A 21637-nucleotide genomic window follows, 5' to 3' on the forward strand; every position below is an offset into this window, starting at 1 on the left:
ACCCTCTCCCCAGCCCTCCCCCGCAAGCGGGGGAGGGAGCGCACCTGCGCTTGCGGCAAACATCACTCCCCTGAACCTCCCCACCCGCCATCGCGACGAAGTAGCGTGCCCCATCGGCCGCCTGCCGCGTTGCCCGACGCGAATTTCACGCAGCTCGCTGACGAAAGCGCCGGAGCCAAGGTGAGAGCCGGCGCGATGAACCTGAAGGCAGATCTTGGAAGAGGTCCGAGCGACATGTTGCGGATTTTAGCTGAGCAGCGCCAAATGTACGTGCAGCAGGTCTTCGAAATGGCCGAACTCTTCGGCTTCGAAACCCGCAACAAGCATCGCATCCGCGATGAAAATGGCCGCGATCTGCTCTATGCGGCCGAACAGCAAAAGGGATTTCTCGGCTTCCTCGGGCGCCAGGCATTTGGGCATTGGCGCTCCTTTGAGGTTCACTTTTTCGACGGCGCCCGACAGCCGGTCATGCGCGGGATTCATCCCTTCCGCTGGTTCTTTCAATGTCTGGAGCTGCGTTCGCGCGACGGCCGCCTCATCGGAACCATCGAGCGCCAGTTTTCGATTCTCACCAAGACCTTCCACGTGCACGATGCGCAGGGGAGAGTGGTGCTCGAAGTCAGTTCGCCATTTTGGCGCGTATGGACCTTTCCGTTCATGCGCGGAGGGCGAGAACACGCGCGCGTTGCGAAAAAATGGTCCGGCCTCGGCGCTGAACTTTTCACCGACCGTGATAATTTTCTGGTGGAGTATTTGGAACGCAGCCTGACAGAAGATGAGCGAGCGCTGGTTCTCGCAGCTGCGATCTACATCGATCTCATGTACTTCGAAGCCAAAGGCGAGGGCGGCGCAATCAATTTGTTCCGCAATTGAAGCGCGGTGTAACCTCTCCCGCTGGCGGGAGAGGGAGAGCAGACCGCCTTCGCGGCAACAATCGAGCCCCATTCCCACCCGTTCTCGCCCCCCTGAACCTCACCACCCGCCATCGCGACGAAGTGGCATAACCCGCAAGGCCCATTTCGGCCGGGAAGTGTCACGCCATGACCGCCTCTGCAACGACCAGTTCCGCCGTGCCATCCCGCCGTCTCGGTATCATCGGCAGCATTGTCGGGGTGCTGGCGCTGATGGCGGCTGTGCTGCCGCATTGGGTCGTGCCGATCGTGTTTCCGCCGCCGCCGGCGGACAAAGTGATCGTCGACACCGGGCATCGTATCAAGGACCGCATCGTCGCGAAGGTGAAGGGCGTGGAGTATCAGGCTCCCAAGCCTGAAAAATCGGCTGGACGAAGCTGGAGTGAAACCGCATCAGTCACCGCGATCTCGCTCGGCCTGCTCGCCATCCTGCTTTCGGTGCTCTCGCTGATCTTCCGGGAAGAACGGCTCCTTGCCGCCGTCGCCGCCACGCTCGGCACCGGCGCCATCGCAATCGAAATCTCCTTCTTCATGATGGGGGCGCTGATCCTGATCGCGATCCTCTATGTGATCGGGAATATCATCGGGCTGTTCTGAGTGACCGAAGGCCTGGCCACCACAAGCACCGTCCTCATCCTGTGAGGAGCCCGCGACAGCGGGCGTCTCGAAGGATGGCCGGGGACGACATCCGGGCCTGCATGGTTCGAGACGCGCGTTCCGCGCTCCTCACCATGAGGGTTTTACAGGCTCGCTGGGGTTCACCGGTCTCTCCAGCGTAGCCAGCGCAATTGCTACCGCGGTCAAATCTCTGTAGTTTCCGCCCGAAACAGGCCCGCCCACCCCATCAGGACAGCGAGAATCCATTTGGCGCCCATCCAGTACATCGTCGAGGGCGGTCACCGGCTCTCGGGCTCGATCGAGCCGTCCGGCAACAAGAACTCGGCGCTGCCGATCATCGCCGCCGCCCTGCTCACCGAGCATCCGGTGACGCTGGAGAACGTGCCGCGGATCCGCGATACCGAGACGCTGGTCGAGCTGATCCGCTCGGTCGGTGCGTCCGCGGAATGGACCGGGCGCAACACGCTTCACATCCACGCCAAGAGCATCCGCGCCGCCGACCTCGACCCCGAGCTGTGCGTCCGTATCCGGGCCTCGATCCTGCTCGCGGGTCCCCTGCTGGCCCGCTGCGGCGAAGTGATGCTGCCGCCGCCCGGTGGCGACGTCATCGGCCGGCGACGGCTGGACACCCATGTGCTGGCGCTCGAGCAGCTCGGCGCCAAGGTCACCGCGACCGACCGGCTCGAATTCCGCGCGGCCAGGCTCGCCGGTGCCGACGTGTTCCTGGACGAGCCGAGCGTGACCGCGACCGAGAACGCGCTGGTGGCGGCGGTCGCCGCGGACGGCGTCACCATCTTGCGCAACGCGGCCTCCGAGCCGCATGTGCAGGACCTCGCCAACTTCCTGGTCGCGCTCGGCGCTAGAATCGAGGGCATCGGCACCAACACCATGGTTATCCATGGTCCGGCGACACTGGGAGAAGCGACCTACCGGATCCAGCCCGACCACATCGAGGTCGGCTCGCTGATCGGCCTTGCCGCCGTGACGCGCTCACAGCTGCGCATCGTACGATCAGGCGTCGAGCATCTGCGCTCGATCCGCATGGGCTTTGAGCGGCTCGGCATCGTCTGCCGCGTCGAGGGCGACGATCTCATCGTGCCCTCGAACCAGACATTGAAGATCCAGGACGATTTCGGCGGCCATGTGCCGAAGCTCGAGGACCAGCCCTGGCCGGCTTTTCCTGCCGATTTGATGTCGATCGCGATCGTCACCGCCACGCAATGCGAGGGCGTGATCCTGATGTTCGAGAAGATGTTCGAATCCAGGATGTTCTTCGTCGACAAGCTGATCGCGATGGGCGCGCGCATCGTGCTGTGCGACCCGCACCGCGCCATCATCGCAGGCCCGAGCCGCCTGCGCGGCGCCTCGATGATCTCGCCCGACATCCGCGCCGGCATGGCGATGCTGCTCGCCGCGGTCTGCGCCGAGGGCACCTCCACGATCAACAATGCCGACCAGATCGAGCGCGGCTATGAGCGCATCGAGGAACGGCTTAACGCGCTGGGCGCCAAGATCAAGCGCGTGCCTGAAAGGAAGAGCTGAGGCTCTTTCTTCCTTCTCCCCTTGCGGGAGAAGATGGCATAGGCGGCCTTTGGCCGCCGTTCTTAAGAACGCCGATGCTTTGCATCGGCTACGGCGCCAGATGAGGGGTTCTATCCACTCGCAAGATAGCTCGTGAGGATAGAGACCCCTCACCCGTCTCGCCGCTATGCGGCGAGCCACCCTCTCCCACGAGGGGAGAGGGAAAGCCGCACCTCGCACAGTATCGTAGGGTGGGCAAAGCGAAGCGTGCCCACGCTTCTGTTGCAATATTGGAGAGGACGTGGGCACGGCGCAAGTGCGCCTTTGCCCACCCTACGATATCGAGCAAGCGGAGAGAGCCGGGGCCATGTTTTCGACGTGTGGCTGTGCTAATGAGCCGCCATGCTCGACACCGTCCAACATCGTGCGCAGCCGCAAGCCGGCGTGCCGCAGGGCCATCTCGCCGACGAGTTCGGCGAGACGCTGCGGCTGGCCGTGCCGATGATGCTGACGCAGCTCGGGCAGATCGCGATGATCACGACCGATCTCGCGATGATCGGACACCTCGGCGAGAGCGCGGTCGCCGCGGCCGCGCTGGCGCATACGGTCTATTTCGTCAGCTTCACCTTCGGGCTCGGGCTGATGTCCGCGGTGTCGCCGCTGGCGGCGCAGGCGTTCGGCGCCGGCGATGTCAGGCGGATCCGCCGTTCCCTGCGCGTCGGGCTGTGGGCCGCGCTGCTGATCTCGCTGCCGATGATGGCTTCGCCGCTCTATGGCGAGCAGATCCTGCTTGCGCTCGGCCAGGTGCCGCAATCGGCCGCGTTGGCGCAGCGCTACCTGAACGGTCTCGCCTGGGGCATCGCGCCGGCGCTCGGTTTCATCGCGCTGCGCAGCATGATGAGCGCGGTGAACCGGCCGCAGGCGCCGCTGTGGATCACGGTCGCGGCGATCCCGATCAATGCCGCGCTGGTCTATGCGCTGATCCACGGCCGGTTCGGGCTGCCGGAGCTCGGCCTGTTCGGCGCGGGCCTTGGGACCACGCTGGTCAATCTCGGCACCTTCCTCGCAGCGCTTGCCATCGCGGGACTGCGCAAACCGTTCGCCGACTATCATCCGCTTGCCCGTCTCTGGCGGATCGACTGGCCCTTGATGCGCCAGCTCGTCGCGGTCGGCGCGCCGATCTCGTTCTCCCTGCTGCTGGAATATGGCCTGTTCTCCTCGGCCGCGCTGCTGATGGGGCTGATCTCGACCACGGCGCTCGCCGCGCACCAGATCGCGCTCCAGGTCACCGCCGTGCTGTTCATGGTGCCGCTCGGCATCGGCATGGCGGCAACGGTGCGGGTCGGCCATGCCTTCGGCCGCGACGACATGGTCGCGGTGAGGCGCGCGGGGCTCGTCGCAGCCGTGCTCGGGATCGCCTTCGTCTCGGCCCTGACCATCGCGATCGTTCTCGGCCGCTACGAGCTCGGACGGCTGTTCTTCGGCCGCAGCGAGGCCAGCGCGGCAACGGTCGAGCTGACGGCGACGCTGCTGCTGGTCGGCGCGAGCTTCTTCATCGCCGACGGCCTGCAGACCATCATGGGCGGCGCGCTGCGCGGCATCAACGACACACGAATGACGCTGGTGTTCGCGGCGATCGGCTATTGGTGCGTCGCTTTCCCCATCGGCTGGGTGCTGGCCTTCAACGCCCACCTTGGCGCAGTCGGGGTCTGGATCGGATTCTCGATCGGCTCGTTCGTCTATGCCGGCCTTCTGATCTTGCGCTTCCGGATGCTGACGCGCAAACTGGCGGGATGATCGGGACGGTCCGCGAAGTCACCCCCAATGTCGACGCCGGTGCGGTGCTGGCAGGCGCGCAGTTCATCGATGCGTTTCGCGTCGAGATCGGCACGGCGACAGTCAGCGCCCGCGAGGCCTGCATCCGCATGGTGCTGCACGGCCCGCGCTGGATCGACGTGCTGCTGCGCCTCCGCAACATTCTGGTGACACCGTTCGGGCTGAAGACATCGGGCGAAGGCGCGCCGGCGCCGCACGGCCTGATCGGCCTGTTTCCGGTGGTGAGCGAGACGCCCGAGCGGCTGGTCGCCGGCTTCAACGATTCTCATCTCGACTTCCGCCTCGTCGTCGATGTCGCGGGCGATGCCGCCAGCCGCCAGGTGACCTCGACCACGCTGGTGCGCACGCATAATCTGCTCGGCCGCACCTATCTCACCCTCATCATGCCCTTCCACAAGATCGTGGTCCGCGGCATGATGGGACGCATCGTGGAGCCGGCGCGATGACGCTGTCCATCGACCTCTTCTACTCCTACCGCAGTCCCTTCAGCTATCTGGCCCTGCCCAAGACACTGAAGCTCGTCGCGGAGTACGACCTCGCGGTGAATTTGCGGCCGGTCTATCCGCTCGCGGTCCGCGTGCCCGGATTCTTCAAGAAGGCCAGCCCGAACTTCATTCGCTACGTGGTGCTCGACAGCACGCGCGTGGCGCAGCACGAAGGCATTCCGTTCCGCTTTCCCCGGCCCGATCCGATCGTGCAGGACATGATGACGCTCGATGTCGCGGCCGAGCAGCCCTACATCCACCGCCTGACCCGGCTCGGCGCGATGGCGCAGCTCGAGGGACGCTCGCTCGCCTTCACCGACGCGATCGCGCGCGTGCTGTGGGACGGTTCGGTCTTGGGGTGGAACGAGGGCGATTACCTCGCGCGCGCGGCCGAGAAGGCCGGCTTCGATCTCGCCGCGATGGATGAAGCGATCACCGCCGATCCGGATCGCTATGAGCAGGTGATCGCGGAGAACGAGAAGAACCACGCCGCGTCAGGCCATTGGGGCGTGCCGACCTTCGTGTTCGAGAACGAGCCGTTCTTCGGCCAGGACCGCATCGACCTCTTGGTCTGGCGCATGCAGGGCAAGGGACTCGCGCGGCGCCAGCCCGGCTGACGTGAACCGGTTTCTTCGAGCTAGCGACTGAGACGTGGCGCCCCGATGCCGGCGGCGCCTCTGGAGGTCGCATGCAACTGGCAAAATTCTTCCATCGCCCGCCCGGCGACGACGATCGCGAGCTGGTGCTGATCCCGGGCGACGATCCCAGGGTGATCGGCGTCCGCATGAACCGGGAGGACGACCCGGACTCGGAGCAATATCTGCGCGAGGAATTTTCCGACATTGACGACGCCGCCGCGGCCTTCCGCCGCCATGCCGCCGAGCTCGTTGCGTCCGGCTATGTCGAGACCAGCCATACCAACTACACGCTGCGCGACCTCGGACCTGATCCTCAGGCCAAGCCGGGCTGGCAGAAGGGCCTCGATGAGCTGATGATCCAGGTGCTCGGTTCGCCGCTGGCCGAGCAGGCGAAGCAGATCGCAGCGCTCAGGGGCACGCCGGCCGAGCACGAGCCGCTTTATCTGTTGCTCGCCGCCGATCACGGCAAGACCGCAGGCGAGGACTTCGCGCAGACCCTGCGCTATGCCGAGCAGGCGCGCGACGCGCTCAACGCACGGCGGGCTTCCGGACAGGCGCATTATGCATGGTCCATCACAGAGCAAGAGCTCGAGGGAGAGATTCTGGAATTGCTGAGCGGCCTCTATCTTCTCGCCAGCAACCCGGCCGCTTCGCTGGCGATCATCGAGCATTTGTGCCGGACCGCCCCGAGCCATGATCGCATTCGCCAGCGCGCCGACCTTCTCTGCGGCTTCTTTCCCGAACGGCGGGAGGAGGCCTTCGACGACGCCTATCAATGGTCGCGCTTCGGCGGCTACGACGTCATCCTGCTGTTTCCCGAATATGCGGAATATGTAGCGCGGCGCAAGGCGGGGGCATCGGCCAAGGGCTGGCGCTGGAGGCCCGCCACACCGATCAACGACGCGGACATCAGCGCCGCGGAGCAGACGCTCGGCGTCCGGCTGCCCGACGACTATCGCGACTTCCTGCGGACCCGGGGCGAGACCGAACTGCTGGTTCGCCTGCCCGAATCCTCTTCCGAGCTGCGCTTCTATGCGCCGGGCGAGCTCGCCACGCAGCTGCGCAATGTCCTCGACTTCATCGCCTATTCAGAGGACGAGCTCGAAGAGGCCTGCGCCTATTTCCGGAAGGCGTACGGCGTTTCATTGAAGCACCTGATTCCGATCGCCGAACCCTCGCAGCTCAGCCGCTGCCTGCTGCTCCATCTCGAGCCCGGCGAGCGCTACGGCTGGTGCTTCCAATGGGATCACGACGGCGCCTGGGAGCTGGAGCAGAAGCAGCCGAGTTTCGACGTTGCGTTGAAGGCGCTGACCGACGGCATCGAGCGCCGCGATGCAACGCAGCTCGCGTTCTTCGATCTTTAGAGAATCACTCCGCCACGCGCACGGACTTGTCTCTCGCGGCCTCCGACCATTCGCCGACGACGCGGTCGAGATCGCAGAGATTCTGGTGCATCTGCTCCAGGGAGAAGCCGAGCGCGAAGAAGCGCTCGGCGGTGTCGCCGGGCTGGCCGCGGATCAGTCCGTCATGACGGACGGACGCGACCGCCTCGGCGTAATGCTGGAGCGCGACGTGGACCGGATGGATCGGCGGTGCGCCCGCGCCTTCGCGCAAGGCGCTAGCTGCCGAACGCAGGAAGCGCGCGATCACGGTCGAGACTTCCGTCAGGGGCGCAGCTAGCCGCATCTGCACCTCGACCGGCAGCGGCACCACCGTGGCGCGGCCGATCATCACGACGTCATGGCGGAGCCGCAGCACGGTGCGCAGCAGCGGGCCGGTGTCGGGTCCGCTCGACAGCCGCGCGGCGCGCTCGCGCTCGGCTTCGGCGCCGATGGCATTCATGCCGACCATGGCCGTGCCGATGCCGTCCTGGATCCGGTGCAGCGCGTCGTTGTCGCGGCCGCGCGTCAGGCCAGCGAGCAATTCGGTCAAGGCATCCGCGATCAGTTCGAGCAGCGCGGCCGCGGCGGCACGGATCTGCCGCACGGCGCGCGAGGGCAGCACCAGGAACGAGACCAGGAGGCCCGTGATGGCGCCGACGCCGACCTCGCTGACGCGGTCGATCGCCGAGGTCATGGGATCGGAGTGGTGCATGGTCGGGACGAGCAGCACGATGATCGCAGTCACCGTCGCCGCGTTGAGACTTGGGTTGATCGCGGCGACAAAGGCCAGCGGCGCGACCGCCAGCACCAGCAGCCCCAACAGGCCCGCCTCGGTGGAATAAGGAATCAGGATCGCGATGGCGCCGCCATAGATGGCGCCGCCGATGGTGCCGAGCACATAGTCGCGCGTCGCCTTCAGCGAGCGGCCGACGCTCATCTGGGTCACGATCAGCGAGGTCAGCACCGCCCAGAGCGGCAATAGCAGATGCAGCGCGGTGGCGATCGCATAGGCGGCAACCGCGGCCACCGTGACCCGGATCGCGAGCCCTATTTGCGTTCGCCGCGACCGGATCCGCTCGAACACCTTTCCTGCGAATGCCATGCTCGACTACCCCGGTCCGATCCTCATACGCCCAAGCAAAAGCATAGCTGATGCCCGCGGCCGCAAGGCCGCTTGAAAGGCCAAATCAGCCCGCCTAACTTGCCCGCCAAAACGAGGAAACACGATGGCCCACGAAACCGCAACGCTCGCCGCCTATGTCTTCAATCTGAAATACCAGGATATTCCGGCGGAAGTGCTGGAGCGCGCAAAAGTGCTGACGCTGGACTTTCTCGGCAGCGCGATCCGGGCACGGCGCGAGGCGGAATCGACCCCGTCGATGCTGAAGATGCTGGAGGCGCTGGCGCTCGACACCCGGGGCGAGTCCACCGTGTTCGGCGATGCCAAGACCTGGACGCCCGCGGTCGCGGCGCTGCTCAACGGCGCGCTCGGCCATTCCCTCGACTTCGACGATACCCACGCCGATTCCTCGCTGCATCCGAGCGCACCGGTGGTTCCGGCCGCCTTCGCCGTCGGCGAGATGGTCGGCGCGTCGGGCCGCGACGTGCTGACCGCGATCGTCGCGGGCTATGAGGTCTGCTGCCGGCTCGGCAATGCGCTCGACCCGACCTCGCATTATGCGCGCGGCTTCCACCCGACCGCGACCGCCGGCACCTATGGCGCGGCCGCGGCGGCCGGCAAGCTGTTCGGCCTGTCCGAGCAGCAGCTGATCGCCGCGTTCGGCGTCTCCGGCAGCCAGGCCGCAGGCTCGCTGCAGTTCCTGATGAACGGCGCCTGGAACAAGCGCTACCAGGTCGGCGCCGCCGCGATGAACGGCGTGATCGCCGCGACGCTGGCGCGCAACGATTTCGTCGGCGCGACCGAATCGGTCGAGGGCAAGCACGGCCTGCTCGCCGGCTACACCGACGATGCGCATCCGGACAAGGCCGTCGCCGAGCTCGGCAGGACCTACGAGACCATGAAGATCGGCGTAAAACCCTATCCGAGCTGCCGCTACACCCATGCCGCGATCGACGCGCTGATCGCGATGCGGCGCGAGCACAATCTGACGCCGGACCAGGTCAAGCGCGTCGAGATCGGCCTGCACCGCAACGGCATCACGCTCACCGGCGATGCCGCGACCAAGCGGCATCCGCGCTCGATCGTCGGCGGCCAGTTCTCGATGTTCTTCACCGGTGCGCTCGCGCTCGACCAGGGCTCGTTCGGCTGGGACGACTATGGCCGCCTTGGGGACGCCGCCATCGACGCGCTCGCCGACAAATTCGACGTGGTGCAGGACGACCGCCTCGAGATCGGCCGCACCCATCCCTTCGGCGCGCGGGTGAGTATCACCACGGATGACGGCGTGCATGAGCGGCTCTATGCCGATCCGTCCGGAGAGCCGAATTCGTTTCCGGATACGCAGGCGATGCAGCAGAAGTTTTTGACGCTGGCGCGACCCGTGCTGAACGCGCGTGCGGAGAAGTTCGCCGACGCGATCATGACGCTGGAGCGGTTCGATCGCGTGGCCAAGGCGACGGAATTGGGGAGGTAGGAGAGCCGCGGCCGTTTCTTACCCTCCCCTGGAGGGGGAGGGTCGGCACGTGATCGAGCAAAGCGAGATTGCGTGACGGGGTGGGGTGATCTCTCCACTCGGGCAGTGTTCGTCGCGGAGAGACCGTCACCCCATCCCGCTCGCGCTTCGCGCGATCGACCCTCCCCCTCCAGGGAGGGTAAGAAAGACCTCAATTCATCCCTGCCACCTTGCCCTTCTCGCGCGTCGCCGCCACCACATCGCGCACGAGATCGAACACGCCGTCGGCTTGCGGCGGCCAGTTCGGCGAGCGGCCGAGCCGAACGATCACCAGCTTCTCCGACGGGATCACGATGGTGTACTGCCCGATCGTGCCCTTGGCGAAGAAGGCATCGCGCGGCCAGCCGTGTTCGATGCGAAATTTTGCGCCAAAGCTGTTGCCTTGATTGGTCCAGAAGCCGGCACCGATGCCGACCCACGCGTTCGGCGTGGGCGTAGCGGTGTAATTCACCCAGCCCTCGGGGAGGATGCGCTTGCCGCCGGCGACGCCGTCATCGAGATAGAGCTGGCCGAAGCGCGCCCAGTCGCGTGCGGCGGCGAGCATCTCGCCTGATCCTTCGATCGTGCCGGAGCCATCGAGCTGAAGGACGACATGGCGCATGCCAAGCGGCGCGAACAATTCGCGGTGCGCGAAGCGCAGCGCGGCTTCGGGTGTGCCGCCGGCGGCAATGCGGATCAGATGCGAGAGGATGAGGCTATTGCCGTCGTGATAGTTCCACGCGGTGCCGGGCGCGGTCTCGAGCGGGATGGTCTCGGCATAGGCGGCCATGTCCGTCTCCACGAACTTCATCCGGTTGACCGGCTCGAAGATCGAACCGAGCGAGGCCTCCAATGAGCTGCCGAGCGCGAGACCCGCGGTGTGGCGCAGCAGCTGATCGACGGTGATGGCATGGCGCGGATCATCGGGATCTTTCCAGGCCGCAACCGGCGCGGGGCCGTCGAGCTTCAGCTTGCCCTGCCGCACGAGGATTCCGGTGAGCGCCGAGATCACCGATTTCGTCATGGAGAAGCCGAGCAGCGGCGTCTCAGGCCCGATTCCGTCGGCGTAGCGCTCGGCGATGACGCGGCCGGCCTTCATCACGACGACCGCGCGGGTGCGGCGGTAAGGCGGCTGCGCGGGTTCGGTGAAGGCACGGTCGAGCGCGGCAGCCAGCTCGGGGCTTTGCGGCGGCACGATCGAAGGCGCGGCTATCTCGGGCAACAACGCCGGCTGCCTGTCGTCCGCCGGCGGCTCGACGGCGGCAATTCCAGCGCCGTGCTCGAGCGTGCAGCCGAGGCCCTCGCGATAGACGGCATGGCTGCGGCCAAGGCCGAACAGCGTCACCGTGACGTCCTTGCGCACGCGATCGACCCTGTACTCCATCGCCCAGGTGATCAGGTTGGTCCCGGGCATGGCGTCGGTGGTCTCGGTGAAGTTGCGCCTGGGATCGAGGCCGGAGACGAACGTCTCGGAGCAGAGGATGTCGGCGACGAAGCCGGTGGCGATCCTGGGCACGTCGCGGGCCCGGGCGACGCCGAGCGCGAGGCCGGCAGCGGCGATGGTGGCGGTGAGGAGGACGATCTTGCGGCGGCGGGTCACGGGCTTTCTCCGGCTTCGAGAGGTGTGGCGAGAGGAAGCGGGATGCGGACGGTGGATGCTCGCCGGATTTGGAAAATGGGTTGGCCGGAATTGGGCGCGGGCTGGTTGATTTTGGAATAAGTGCGCTATTTCAACTCCATAGAGTCGCGATGTCGCCGGGACGGTGGTGCGCTCCCTCTCCCCGTCCTTACGGGGAGAGGGTCGGGGTGAGGGGCCTCTCTCCGCGCATGAGACGGCAGTGAGACCTGTACCCCCTCACCCGGATTGCATCTTCGATGCAATCCGACCTCTCCCCGCAGGCGGGGAGAGGTTAAGAGGCCTCAAGCCGCGCCGATATTGAGCCGCCGGTACTCCGTCGGCGTCACGCCGGTGACCGCCTTGAAGGCGCGGTTGAACGGCCCCAGCGACTGGAAGCCGGCGTCCATGGCGATGGTGATGACGGGGACCTCGGCCTGGGCGGGATCGGCGAGCGCGGCCTTGGCTTCCTCGATCCGGTGGTTGTTCAGGAACACATTGAAGTTGCGATAGCCGAGCCGCTGGTTGATCAGCCGGCGCAACCGGTATTCGGGAATTTTCAGCCGGCCAGCCAGCACGCCGATGGTGATGTTCTCCTGGCGATAGATCCGCTCGTCCGCCATCAGCCGCATCAGGGCATCGATGAGTTTCTGGTCGGCGGCGTCCTCGGCCACGGGCTGACTGAAAACAATCGGCGGCGCCGGCTCGGCCGCGGCTGGAAACAGATCCGCCCCGTCAACGCGCATCATGGCATAGACGATTCCCGCGACGATGCAGGCGAGCACGCCGGCATTGATGGTTTCGGCAACATCGCCGACGTGGTGGCCGGCGACGGCGATCTGGAGCACCGCGTTCAGCCCGCCATAGAGCGCGGTTGCGCAGACGATGAAGACGCGAACGCGGCGGCGGCGCTCGACCAGATCGGCCGGCCAGGAGGCGATCATCTGCCCGACCGCAAGCGCGATGAAACCGAGCACGATCAGATTGACCACCGTCACCGAGAACCGCACATGGCCGCTGGGTGCAATCCAGACGCAGCCTGCGAAGCTGAAGGCCGTCACCAGCGCCCAGACCCATCCGTGCCACCAGCGGAGGCGAAACTCGTCGTCGAACAGGGAGCGTGTGAACAGCCAGAACACCACGATGCCGCCGGTCGACAACGCAATCAGCGGTGCATGCAGGAGCGGGATCGGTGACGTGACGTCCACCGAATAGCTCGCCGCGTGCGCGGCCGAGCCCAGCGCGAACGCCGCGGCGAGACGAGCTGTGAGCACTTTGCGAAAGTCCTGCAACAGCGACGCCGCCAGCATCAGCAGCAGCGCAACGGACGCGGCGCGAAAGGCAAGCTCGGTTGCGGCGAGTGTCATCGGGCGATGCGATTGGTCGCGGTTGAAATCAGCCGAACATCGGTCGTTGGGCTCATTTTTTCAAGGACCATCCGCATCCACAACTGTCATCGCCCGGTTTCATAGATCGTAGGGTGGGCAAAGCGAAGCGTGCCCACCGTTCTTCTCGATCGGAGAAAGATGGTGGGCACGGCGCTGACGCGCCTTTTGCCCACCCTACGGCTGGATGCCGCGGGGCATGACAACGGAGCCTTTCTCGCGACGGCGATGCGAATTCCTGCTACCATCGCGGCCAAGAAAGTCAAAAAGGAGCCACCCCATGAGCTGGATGCCCGACAACGATCCCGTGCTCGGCGATCCCAAATCCTGCGACGCGCTCGACCTCGTCATCGTGCCGCGCACCCGCGACCTCGGCGATGGCTTTGCGGTGCGGCGCGCGCTGCCGCATGGCAAGCGGCAGATGGTCGGGCCCTTCATCTTCTTCGATCATTTCGGGCCGGTGCAGTTCGTCTCCGGCAAGGGCATGGACGTGCGGCCGCATCCGCATATCGGGCTCGCCACCGTCACGTATTTGTTCGACGGCGCGATCATGCATCGCGACAGCGAAGGCAATGTCCAGGAGATCGCGCCCGGCGCGATGAACCTGATGACGGCCGGGCGCGGCATCGCGCATTCCGAACGCACGCCGGATGCGCAGCGCGCCGCGGGCCAGAAGATGCTGGGCCTGCAAAGCTGGATCGCACTGCCGGCCGGGTCCGAAGAGATCGTGCCGTCGTTCCAGCATTATGCGGCGGGCGATCTGCCGATGATCTCCGAGCGCGATTTTACCGCTCGCGTGATCGCGGGCTCGTCCTTCGGCATCGCCTCGCCCGTGTCGATGGTGTCGCCCTGGTTCTACACCGAGGTCACGGCGGCCCAGGGCGCGAGCGTGCCGCTCGACCCCGACCATGAGGAACGCGCGATTTACCTCGTCGACGGCGAGGTCGAGATTGCGAACGAGCGCTATGAGGGGCCGCGACTCCTGATCTTCCGGCCGGGCGACCGCATCACCGTGAAGGCGCTCAAGGCGACGCGGATGATGTTTCTCGGCGGCGATGCATTGGAAGGCCCGCGCCACATCTGGTGGAATTTCGTCTCCTCCAGCAAGGAGCGGATCGAGCAGGCCAAGCAGGACTGGAAAACCGGCCGCTTCGCCGCAGTTCCGCAGGAACATGAGTTCATTCCGCTGCCGGAATAGGCTAATCCGGTCTCCGGCCGTGCCATCAGGCGCGGCCGGATGTCCTGTCTTCAGCCTTCTGCCCGAAAGCTCTGCCGATGACCGCCATGCTCTCCAGCGACCTGCCCCTGACCAAGATCGGCCGCGGCAAGGTGCGCGATATCTACGCCGTCGACGATGATCGCCTGCTGCTGCTGACCACCGATCGCATCAGCGCCTTTGACGTCGTGATGGGCGAGACCATTCCGATGAAGGGCGCGGTGCTGACGCAAATCAGCGCGTTCTGGTTTGGCAAGCTCGAGGGCGTGGTGCCGCATCACATGATCAGCGCCGACACCGACGAGATCATCGCGGCCGTGCCGGCCTTGAAGCCGCACCGCGCCGAGATCCTCGGCCGCGCCATGCTGTCCCGCCGCACCACCGTGTTTCCGATCGAATGCGTGATCCGCGGCTATCTCTCGGGCTCGGCCTGGAAGGAATATGCCGGCTCCGGCGCGCTTGCCGGCGAGAAGCTGAAACCGGGCCTCGTCGAAAGCGAGAAGATGGAGCCTTCGATCTTCAGCCCGGCGACCAAGGCCGAGACCGGCCATGACGAGAACATCACCATCGCGAAGATGCGCGAAGTGGTGGGCGACGAGGTCGCCTACACGCTCGAGAGCATGACGCGCGCGATCTACACGCTCGGCGAGGAGCTGGCCCGCGAGCAGGGCATCATCATCGCCGACACCAAGTTCGAGTTCGGGCGCGACAAGGACGGCCGCATCATCCTGATCGACGAGGTGATGACACCGGATTCCTCGCGCTTCTGGGCGGTCGATGCCTACAAGCCCGGCCAGCCGCAGGCGAGCTTCGACAAGCAGCCGCTGCGCGACTATCTCGATGTCGAGCGCCGCGCCGGCCGCTGGAACGGCGACGCCCCGCCGCCGCCGCTGCCGGCGAGCGTGGTGGAGGCGACCAGCAAGCGGTATCTGGAAGCGTATCGGCGCGTGACGGGGACGGAGCTGAAGATTTAGGCTTCGGCCTCGCCTCTCGCTCCGTCATTGCGAGCGTAGCGAAGCAATCCAGAGTCCCTCCGCGGAGACAGACTGGATTGCTTCGCTACGCTCGCAATGACGTGGAGAGGTCGGTGTTCCTCGTCGTCCCGGCGAAAGCCGGGACCATACCGCGGAATCTATCGATAAAGCTCGTTCCCGGTACCGACCATTTCACTGCAAGTCTTCGTCAAACTTCTCCCTGTGGTTATGGGTCCCGGCCTTCGCCGGGACGACGATGAAGGCGATGGCTTCGGTTTTTCCCGTCCACCATATGATTGAGCGTTCACACGCCGTGAGCGGCAGTGCCCGCAAAAACTGTCGGATACTTCATAGTTCCACGAATCCTGTTGCGCTAAGCCTCCAATCGTCTACGTCTCGGACGGAGTTTCCCAAGGAGCGAGCGCAACGGCGTGACCGATCCAGCGATTACCTTCAGTCCGGCTCCGCGGTTCAATCCGACGCTCAAGCGTGCGCTGAATGACATATTGGGCGGCAGCGCCGCCAGCGTCCTGACCGTCACGTTCGGGCTCTCCTACGCGCTGCTGATCTTCGCAGGCCCCCTGTCACCCTATCTGTCCTACGCGATCACGGCGACCTTCATCAGCTCTGCGGTGCTTGCGGCGATCGTCGCGCTGGGCAGCTCCCTGCCCTTCGCGGTCGCCGCCCCCGACAGCTCGACCGCGGCGGTGACGGGAATCCTGGCAGCCTCGCTGGTCGAACGGATCGAGGCGGCGAGCCCGTCGGCGCCGTTGTTGTCACCGGTCCTGATCACGCTCGGCCTGTCGACGGTGCTGACCGGCGTGGCGCTGTGCGGACTGGGCCTGACGCGGATGGGCCGAGCCATCCGCTACGTGCCCTACCCCGTGGTCGGCGGCTTCCTCGGCGCCACCGGGCTCCTGATCGTCATGGGTGCGATCAGGGTCATTACCGATCACCCCGTGCAATTTGCGACGCTGCTGCATTTCACCAACGGCACCACGCTGCTGGAGCTCGGTGCCGCCTGCGCCATGGCGCTGGTGCTGTATCTGACCTGGCATCGCTCGCGCAGCCCGTTCGGGCTGCCGATCATCCTGGTCGGCGGCGTGCTCACGGCGCATCTGGCGTTCTGGATCACGGGCATCTCGCTCGGTGAGGCCCGCAGTCTGGGCTGGACATTCCAGCCGCCGCCGCAGGCGGCCTTCATGGTGCCCTGGCACACCGACGGCCTCGTCCACTATCCCTGGTTCGCCGTGCCGGACCTGCTCGGCAATCTCGTCGCCGTGATTTTCGTCACCGCGTCGAGCACGCTGTTCAACACCACCGGCATCGAGGTCGCCGTTCATCGCGAGGCCAATCTGGAGCGCGAGCTGAACGTCACCGGCACCGCCAACATGCTGACCGGGGTGCTCGGCGGCTATGCCGGCTGCATCTCGGTCAGCCGCTCGATCCTGAACTTCAGCAGCGGCGGCCGCGGCCGCCTGTCCGGCCTCACGGTCGCGGCGATGTCGCTGCTGATGCTCGTGGTGGCGCCGCAATTGCTCGGCTTCATTCCGAAATTCGTGCTCGGCGGCCTTTTGCTCTATCTCGGCGCCGACCAGCTGCACAAATGGATCATCGAGTCGCGCAAGCGGCTGTCGAAGCTCGAATATCTCTCGCTGATCGCCATCATCGCGATCATCGTGGTCTGGGGCTTCGTGCCGGGCATCCTGATCGGCGTGATCATCGGCTGCGCCACCTTCGCCTTCAGCGCGGCGCGGGTGGAATCGATCAAGTACAGTTTCGACGGCTCGGAATATCGCTCCTCGCTCGACCGCTCGCGCGACGACCAGGAAGTGCTGCTGGCCCATGGCGGCAAGATCCAGGGCCTCAACCTGCAGAGCTATCTGTTCTTCGGCTCCGCCAACCGGCTTTACCAGCACGTCAAGCGACTGCTCCAAGAGCGCCCGGCGTGCCGCTATCTGCTGTTCGACTTCAAGCTCGTCACCGGCGTCGATTCGTCGGCCGCCTACAGCTTCGCGCAGATCAAGCGCAGCGCGGCCGATCTCGGTGTCGAGCTGATCCTGGTGCATCTGTCGGCGAGTGCCGAGAAAGTGCTGCGCTCCAGCGATTTCATCGGCGAAGGCGTCATCATCATCGGCGAGCTCGATCACGCACTCGAATGGTGCGAGAACGAGATCATCTCGCAGCATCAGGGTCTGGCGCAGGAAGAAGCCTCCTTACGCGACTGGTTCACGCGCATCCTCGACAGCGAGGACAACGCCGACGAGCTGATCCGCCGCTGCCAGCGCATCGAGGTCGAGGCCGGCGAGATCATCGTGCAGGCCGGCGACCCCGCCGATTCCATGCATTTCATTCTCGACGGCCGCGTCGGCATCATGGTCCCCGCCGAAGACGACCGCACCACGCGCGTGCGCAGCCTCGGCCGCTACACCACGATCGGCGAGATGGGCCTGGTGTCGAATACGCCGCGCAGCGCCACGATCCAGGCCGAGGTCGACAGCGTGCTCTACGTGCTCAATATCCACCAGTTCGACGCCATCAAGGCCGAGGATCCCGCGCTAAGCCACAAGCTGCTGACCTATTTCGTGTCGGTCATGGCCGAGCGGCTGAGCTTTGCGAACAGGACGATTGCGGTGCTGCGGCGGTAGGCCGTAGCCCGCATGAGCGAAGCGATATGCGGGACTTGAGGCCCCGGATGTCGCTACGCTCATCCGGGCTACGAAGTTAGCCCCCGTCATTGCGAAGAGCGAAGCGACGAAGCAATCCAGACTGTCTCCGCGGAGACTTTCCTGGATTGCTTCGCTTCGCTCGCAACGACGTGGAGTGAGAGCCGGGCCTAAACCCCCGCCATCATCACGTATTTGATCTCGACATATTCTTCCATGCCGTGACGCGAGCCTTCGCGTCCGAGGCCGCTTTCCTTGACGCCGCCGAAGGGCGCGACTTCCGTGGTGATCAGGCCGGTGTTGACACCGACCATGCCCGACTCCAGCGCTTCGGCGACGCGCCAGACGCGGCCGAGATCGCGGGAGTAGAAGTAGGAGGCAAGACCGAACGGCGAGGCGTTGCACATCGCGATCACGTCGGCTTCATCCTTGAAGCGGATGACAGGCGCGAGCGGGCCGAAGGTTTCCTCCTGCGACACCAGCGAGTCCGGCTTGACGTCGGCGAGCACCGTCGGCTCGAAGAAGGAGCGTCCGAGCTCGCTGCGCTTGCCGCCGGTGACGACCTTGGCGCCGCGCTTCACGGCATCCGCGATGTGCCGCTCGACCTTGTCGATCGCCTTCATGTTGATCAGCGGCCCCTGCGTGACGCCGCTCTCGGTGCCGTCGCCGATCTTCATCGCCGCGACCTTCTTCGACAGCTTCTGCACGAACTCGTCGTAGATCTTGTCCTGGGCGTAGATGCGGTTGGCGCAGACGCAGGTCTGGCCCATGTTGCGATACTTCGAGACGATGGCGCCTTCGACCGCGGCGTCGATGTCGGCGTCGTCGAACACGATGAACGGCGCGTTGCCGCCGAGCTCGAGGCCAAGCCGCTTCACGCCGACGGAGGCCTGCTGATAGAGGATCTTGCCGACCGCCGTCGAGCCGGTGAAGCCGACGAAGCGCACCGCGGGATGCTCGCACAGCACCTTGCCGATCGGCGGCGCATCGCCGGTGATGATGTTGAGCACGCCCTTGGGGATGCCGGCCTTCTCGGCGAGCACGGCCAGCGCCAGCGCCGACAGCGGCGTCTCGTTGGCGGGCTTGAGCACCACGGTGCAGCCGGCCGCCAGCGCCGGCGAGACTTTTCGCGTGATCATCGAGTTCGGGAAATTCCACGGCGTGATCGCGGCGCAGACGCCGATCGGCTGCTTGATCGCGAGCAGGCGCGCATCGGGGCGCTGGCTCGGGATGGTCTCGCCATAGACGCGGCGGGCTTCCTCGGCGAAGAACTCGATATAGGCGGCGCCGATGTCGACCTCGCCGAGCGCCTCGGAGAGCGGCTTGCCCTGCTCGGAGGTGAGGATCAGCGCGAGGTCCTCACGGTTGGCCGTAATCAGCTCGAACCATTTGCGTAAGGTGTTGGAGCGCTGCTTGGCGGTGTGCTTGGCCCAGGCCGGGAAGGCGCGCTCGGCGGCTTCAACCGCCTTGGTGGTCTCGGCCGCACCAAGCTGCGGGACCTTTGCGAGCTCGACGCCGGTGGCGGGATTGTTCACCGCGAAGACCGGCGTGCCGACCCAGGCGCCGTCGATGTAGCAGGCCTCCTTCAGCAGCGAGGGGTCCTTCAACCGGTCGCGCAGGGTGGCGGCGGCTTGCGTGGCGCGGGCGGCGGCAGTCGGGGTCATGGCGTTCTCCCTCAGGGCGATCGGATTGGCCCGGAATATAGGGAGAGACGGTGCGCAATGCACCGCCCCGCAACGCACAGCTGATGGGAGCTAAATTCGGGTCGGTGGGGCTACGCCGCACCGCTCATATAGGTCTCGCGCCGGCCGATCATGCGCTCGGCGGCAGCCTTGGCGTCGGCCTTGGAGGAGGTCGCGCACGTCCGGTATTCGAGATCGGGAACGTCGGAGGTGTCGCGGCGGCCGAACCAGCTCTTCGAGCCGACCGGCAGCAGCGCCAGCGCCTGCGCCAGATTGTCGACCGCGCCGAAGGAATAGAGCGCGCCGGTGCCGGCGACACGGACCTCATAAATGCCGGGCGCGATCGGCGCCTCGAGGTTGTCGCCCCGTCCGGGACGGGGATAGCGCTTCCATTCGCTCCAGGTCGAAATCATTTGAGGTCCCCCGCGGCCGGGAGCCGGCCGCCAAATTTGCATCAATTCTTAACGTCGGCCGTCGATCGGCCGAGTGCTGAACGTCGCAACGCACAAAATGTTTCAAGTGCTTCCAAACACGCAAAACATATCGCCAGGAACCATCCATGGTCACGGCTCGTTGCGGTCATCCACCGCAGATTGTGACGGAGTGTTGCCGTCCAGCCGCCTTGTCGTCCTGCGTGGGGCGCAGGCCGTCAAGTCACGACATCGCGACCGGGGTGAAGGTTGAGGCGCTTGCCGCGCGCGACCTCCAGGAGGACAATCGATCACTTCCAACAATAATCAAACCGGAGGAAACGCGCATGCAAAGCCAGGCCCAGATCGACGAGGTTCTGCGCAAGACCAGCGATGCCAAGGAGATTCCCGGCGTGGTCGCGATCGCCGCGAGCGGTAGCGACGTGCTGTATCAGGGCGCGTTCGGCAAACGCGACCTCTCCAAGCCCGACGCGATGACGCTGGACAGCGTGTTCTGGATCGCCTCGATGACGAAGGCCGTGACATCGGCAGGCGCAATGCAGCTGGTCGAACAGGGCAAGCTCTCGCTGGATGCGCCGATCGGCGACGTGCTGCCCGATCTCGCCAAGCCGCAGGTGCTCGAGGGCTTTGATGCCAAGGGCGAACCGAAGCTGCGGCCGGCCAAGGGCGCGATCACGCTGCGCCAGCTCATGACCCACACCGCCGGCTTCTGCTACGACATGTGGAACGGCGACATCGGCGCCTATCTCGAGAAGACCGGAACGCCCGGGATCATCACCTGCCAGAATGCCGCGCTGAAGACGCCGATCGCGTCCGACCCCGGCACGCGCTGGGAATACGGCACCAATATCGATTTCGTCGGCAAGGCGGTGGAAGCCGCCAGCGGCAAGCGGCTCGACGCCTATCTGCGCGACAATCTTTTTGCTCCACTCGGAATGTCTGACACCGGCTTCAAGATCACCGACGACATGCGCAAGCGGCTGGTCGGCATGCATGCGCGCGGCGAGGGCGGCCAGCTTGGCGCGATGCCGTTCGAGCTCGAGCAGAACCCGGAATTCTGCATGGGCGGCGGCGGCCTCTATTCGACCGCGGCCGACTACATCAAGTTCACCCAGATGATCCTGAACAAGGGCCGCGGCAACGGCAATCAGGTGCTCAAGGCCGACACCGTCGCGACGATGGGACAGAACCACATCGGCGATCTCAACGTCACCAAGATGACCTCGGTGGCACCGATGTACACCAACGACGTCGACCTCTATCCGGACCAGGTGAAGAAATGGGGGCTCAGCTTCCTCATCAACACCGCCAAGACACCCGAGGGCCGCAGCGCCAACAGCCTCGCCTGGGCGGGCCTCGCCAACACCTATTACTGGATCGATCCCTCGCGCGACGTCACCGGCGTGATCCTGATGCAGCTGCTGCCGTTCGCGGATGGAAAGTGCCTGGAGGCGTTCGCGGGCTTCGAGCGCGGGGTCTATGCCGGGCTCGATGCGGGGAGCGGGCAGAAGGCGGCGTGAGGGGGCACAAGGGTCTCGCCACGCGACGACTGTCATCCCCCGCGAAAGCGGGGGATCCAGTATTCCAGAGACGGCAATGATAAATCGAGAAGCCGCGGAGCACTGGATCGCCCGGTCAAGCCGGGCGATGACAGTGGAGAGCGAG

General features: G+C 65.6%; 17 protein-coding genes. 12 read left to right on the top strand and 5 right to left on the bottom strand.

Translation table 11 applies throughout. The annotated features are described in order from the left end of the window. The first annotated feature begins 105 nt into the window (after positions 1-105). The 7 genes from IQ16_RS01330 (at position 106) to IQ16_RS01365 (ending at position 7373) form a co-directional block, all read left to right on the top strand. Complete coding sequence (locus IQ16_RS01330) at positions 106-873, top strand: phospholipid scramblase-related protein (protein WP_145831159.1); 768 nt, start codon at positions 106-108, stop codon at positions 871-873. 167 nt (positions 874-1040) lie between these two features. Beyond that, positions 1041-1508, top strand: coding sequence for a hypothetical protein (locus tag IQ16_RS01335; RefSeq protein ID WP_018644228.1), 468 nt, complete (start codon positions 1041-1043; stop codon positions 1506-1508). A 267-nt stretch (positions 1509-1775) separates the two neighbouring features. After that, positions 1776-3071, top strand: a complete 1296-nt coding sequence (murA, locus tag IQ16_RS01340) for a UDP-N-acetylglucosamine 1-carboxyvinyltransferase (RefSeq protein WP_018644227.1) — start codon at positions 1776-1778, stop codon at positions 3069-3071. A 381-nt stretch (positions 3072-3452) separates the two neighbouring features. Beyond that, positions 3453-4847: an MATE family efflux transporter gene (locus IQ16_RS01350; RefSeq protein ID WP_018644226.1), complete on the top strand. Its 1395-nt coding sequence runs from the start codon at positions 3453-3455 to the stop codon at positions 4845-4847. After that, positions 4844-5332 carry a DUF2867 domain-containing protein gene (locus tag IQ16_RS01355; RefSeq protein ID WP_018644225.1) on the top strand — a complete coding sequence of 163 codons (489 nt, stop codon included), beginning with the start codon at positions 4844-4846 and terminating at the stop codon, positions 5330-5332. The genes IQ16_RS01350 and IQ16_RS01355 overlap by 4 nt, the downstream gene beginning before the upstream one ends. Then, positions 5329-5988, top strand: coding sequence for a 2-hydroxychromene-2-carboxylate isomerase (locus tag IQ16_RS01360; RefSeq protein ID WP_018644224.1), 660 nt, complete (start codon positions 5329-5331; stop codon positions 5986-5988). Before IQ16_RS01355 ends, IQ16_RS01360 begins: the two co-directional genes overlap by 4 nt. Before the next feature lie 71 nt (positions 5989-6059). After that, complete coding sequence (locus IQ16_RS01365) at positions 6060-7373, top strand: SMI1/KNR4 family protein (protein ID WP_018644223.1); 1314 nt, start codon at positions 6060-6062, stop codon at positions 7371-7373. Between the two features lie 4 nt (positions 7374-7377). Here IQ16_RS01365 and IQ16_RS01370 read toward each other — a convergent pair whose 3' ends face one another. Beyond that, positions 7378-8493: an FUSC family protein gene (locus IQ16_RS01370; RefSeq protein ID WP_018644222.1), complete on the bottom strand. Its 1116-nt coding sequence runs from the start codon at positions 8491-8493 to the stop codon at positions 7378-7380. 124 nt (positions 8494-8617) lie between these two features. Between IQ16_RS01370 and IQ16_RS01375 the strand changes: the two genes are divergently transcribed. Continuing rightward, positions 8618-9985, top strand: coding sequence for an MmgE/PrpD family protein (locus tag IQ16_RS01375; protein WP_018644221.1), 1368 nt, complete (start codon positions 8618-8620; stop codon positions 9983-9985). A 190-nt stretch (positions 9986-10175) separates the two neighbouring features. On the opposite strand, the gene IQ16_RS01380 is transcribed toward IQ16_RS01375, so the two are convergent. Together IQ16_RS01380 and IQ16_RS01385 are read right to left on the bottom strand one after the other, a co-directional pair. Continuing rightward, positions 10176-11603, bottom strand: coding sequence for a serine hydrolase domain-containing protein (locus IQ16_RS01380; protein WP_018644220.1), 1428 nt, complete (start codon positions 11601-11603; stop codon positions 10176-10178). Positions 11604-11923: 320 nt separating this feature from the next. After that, entirely contained in the window at positions 11924-12985 is a 1062-nt protein-coding gene (locus IQ16_RS01385; protein ID WP_018644219.1) for an AraC family transcriptional regulator, read from the bottom strand. A 298-nt stretch (positions 12986-13283) separates the two neighbouring features. Here IQ16_RS01385 and IQ16_RS01390 point away from each other — a divergent pair, with 298 nt between their 5' ends. The 3 genes from IQ16_RS01390 (at position 13284) to IQ16_RS01400 (ending at position 17841) form a co-directional block, all read left to right on the top strand. Beyond that, positions 13284-14201: a pirin family protein gene (locus tag IQ16_RS01390; protein ID WP_018644218.1), complete on the top strand. Its 918-nt coding sequence runs from the start codon at positions 13284-13286 to the stop codon at positions 14199-14201. A gap of 77 nt (positions 14202-14278) precedes the next feature. Next, positions 14279-15193 (top strand): phosphoribosylaminoimidazolesuccinocarboxamide synthase, encoded by a 915-nt coding sequence (locus IQ16_RS01395; RefSeq protein WP_145831160.1) that lies wholly within the window; start codon positions 14279-14281, stop codon positions 15191-15193. 431 nt (positions 15194-15624) lie between these two features. Beyond that, positions 15625-17841 carry a SulP family inorganic anion transporter gene (locus IQ16_RS01400; RefSeq protein WP_018644215.1) on the top strand — a complete coding sequence of 739 codons (2217 nt, stop codon included), beginning with the start codon at positions 15625-15627 and terminating at the stop codon, positions 17839-17841. Positions 17842-18029: 188 nt separating this feature from the next. Here the strand turns inward: IQ16_RS01400 and IQ16_RS01405 are convergent, their stop codons facing one another. Together IQ16_RS01405 and IQ16_RS01410 are read right to left on the bottom strand one after the other, a co-directional pair. Then, positions 18030-19523 carry an NAD-dependent succinate-semialdehyde dehydrogenase gene (locus IQ16_RS01405; RefSeq protein ID WP_018644214.1) on the bottom strand — a complete coding sequence of 498 codons (1494 nt, stop codon included), beginning with the start codon at positions 19521-19523 and terminating at the stop codon, positions 18030-18032. A gap of 110 nt (positions 19524-19633) precedes the next feature. Further along, a complete protein-coding gene (locus IQ16_RS01410) occupies positions 19634-19954 on the bottom strand; it encodes a hypothetical protein (protein WP_018644213.1) in 321 nt (106 codons plus the stop codon). Between the two features lie 344 nt (positions 19955-20298). Between IQ16_RS01410 and IQ16_RS01415 the strand changes: the two genes are divergently transcribed. Continuing rightward, entirely contained in the window at positions 20299-21492 is a 1194-nt protein-coding gene (locus tag IQ16_RS01415) for a serine hydrolase domain-containing protein (protein WP_018644212.1), read from the top strand. Positions 21493-21637 lie beyond the last annotated feature (145 nt).

The sequence above is a fragment of the Bradyrhizobium huanghuaihaiense genome, from assembly GCF_007830635.1.
Lineage (GTDB): Bacteria > Pseudomonadota > Alphaproteobacteria > Rhizobiales > Xanthobacteraceae > Bradyrhizobium > Bradyrhizobium huanghuaihaiense.

Bases quoted from the DNA above. Each gene is read 5' to 3' on its own strand.
- IQ16_RS01370 (WP_018644222.1), bottom strand. From the start codon at position 8,493: ATGGCATTCGCAGGAAAGGTGTTCGAGCGGATCCGGTCGCGGCGAACG.
- IQ16_RS01365 (WP_018644223.1), top strand. From the start codon at position 6,060: ATGCAACTGGCAAAATTCTTCCATCGCCCGCCCGGCGACGACGATCGC.
- IQ16_RS01355 (WP_018644225.1), top strand. From the start codon at position 4,844: ATGATCGGGACGGTCCGCGAAGTCACCCCCAATGTCGACGCCGGTGCG.
- IQ16_RS01405 (WP_018644214.1), bottom strand. From the start codon at position 19,523: ATGACCCCGACTGCCGCCGCCCGCGCCACGCAAGCCGCCGCCACCCTG.
- IQ16_RS01395 (WP_145831160.1), top strand. From the start codon at position 14,279: ATGACCGCCATGCTCTCCAGCGACCTGCCCCTGACCAAGATCGGCCGC.
- IQ16_RS01415 (WP_018644212.1), top strand. From the start codon at position 20,299: ATGCAAAGCCAGGCCCAGATCGACGAGGTTCTGCGCAAGACCAGCGAT.
- IQ16_RS01350 (WP_018644226.1), top strand. From the start codon at position 3,453: ATGCTCGACACCGTCCAACATCGTGCGCAGCCGCAAGCCGGCGTGCCG.
- IQ16_RS01335 (WP_018644228.1), top strand. From the start codon at position 1,041: ATGACCGCCTCTGCAACGACCAGTTCCGCCGTGCCATCCCGCCGTCTC.
- IQ16_RS01385 (WP_018644219.1), bottom strand. From the start codon at position 12,985: ATGACACTCGCCGCAACCGAGCTTGCCTTTCGCGCCGCGTCCGTTGCG.
- IQ16_RS01410 (WP_018644213.1), bottom strand. From the start codon at position 19,954: ATGATTTCGACCTGGAGCGAATGGAAGCGCTATCCCCGTCCCGGACGG.
- IQ16_RS01360 (WP_018644224.1), top strand. From the start codon at position 5,329: ATGACGCTGTCCATCGACCTCTTCTACTCCTACCGCAGTCCCTTCAGC.
- IQ16_RS01390 (WP_018644218.1), top strand. From the start codon at position 13,284: ATGAGCTGGATGCCCGACAACGATCCCGTGCTCGGCGATCCCAAATCC.
- IQ16_RS01375 (WP_018644221.1), top strand. From the start codon at position 8,618: ATGGCCCACGAAACCGCAACGCTCGCCGCCTATGTCTTCAATCTGAAA.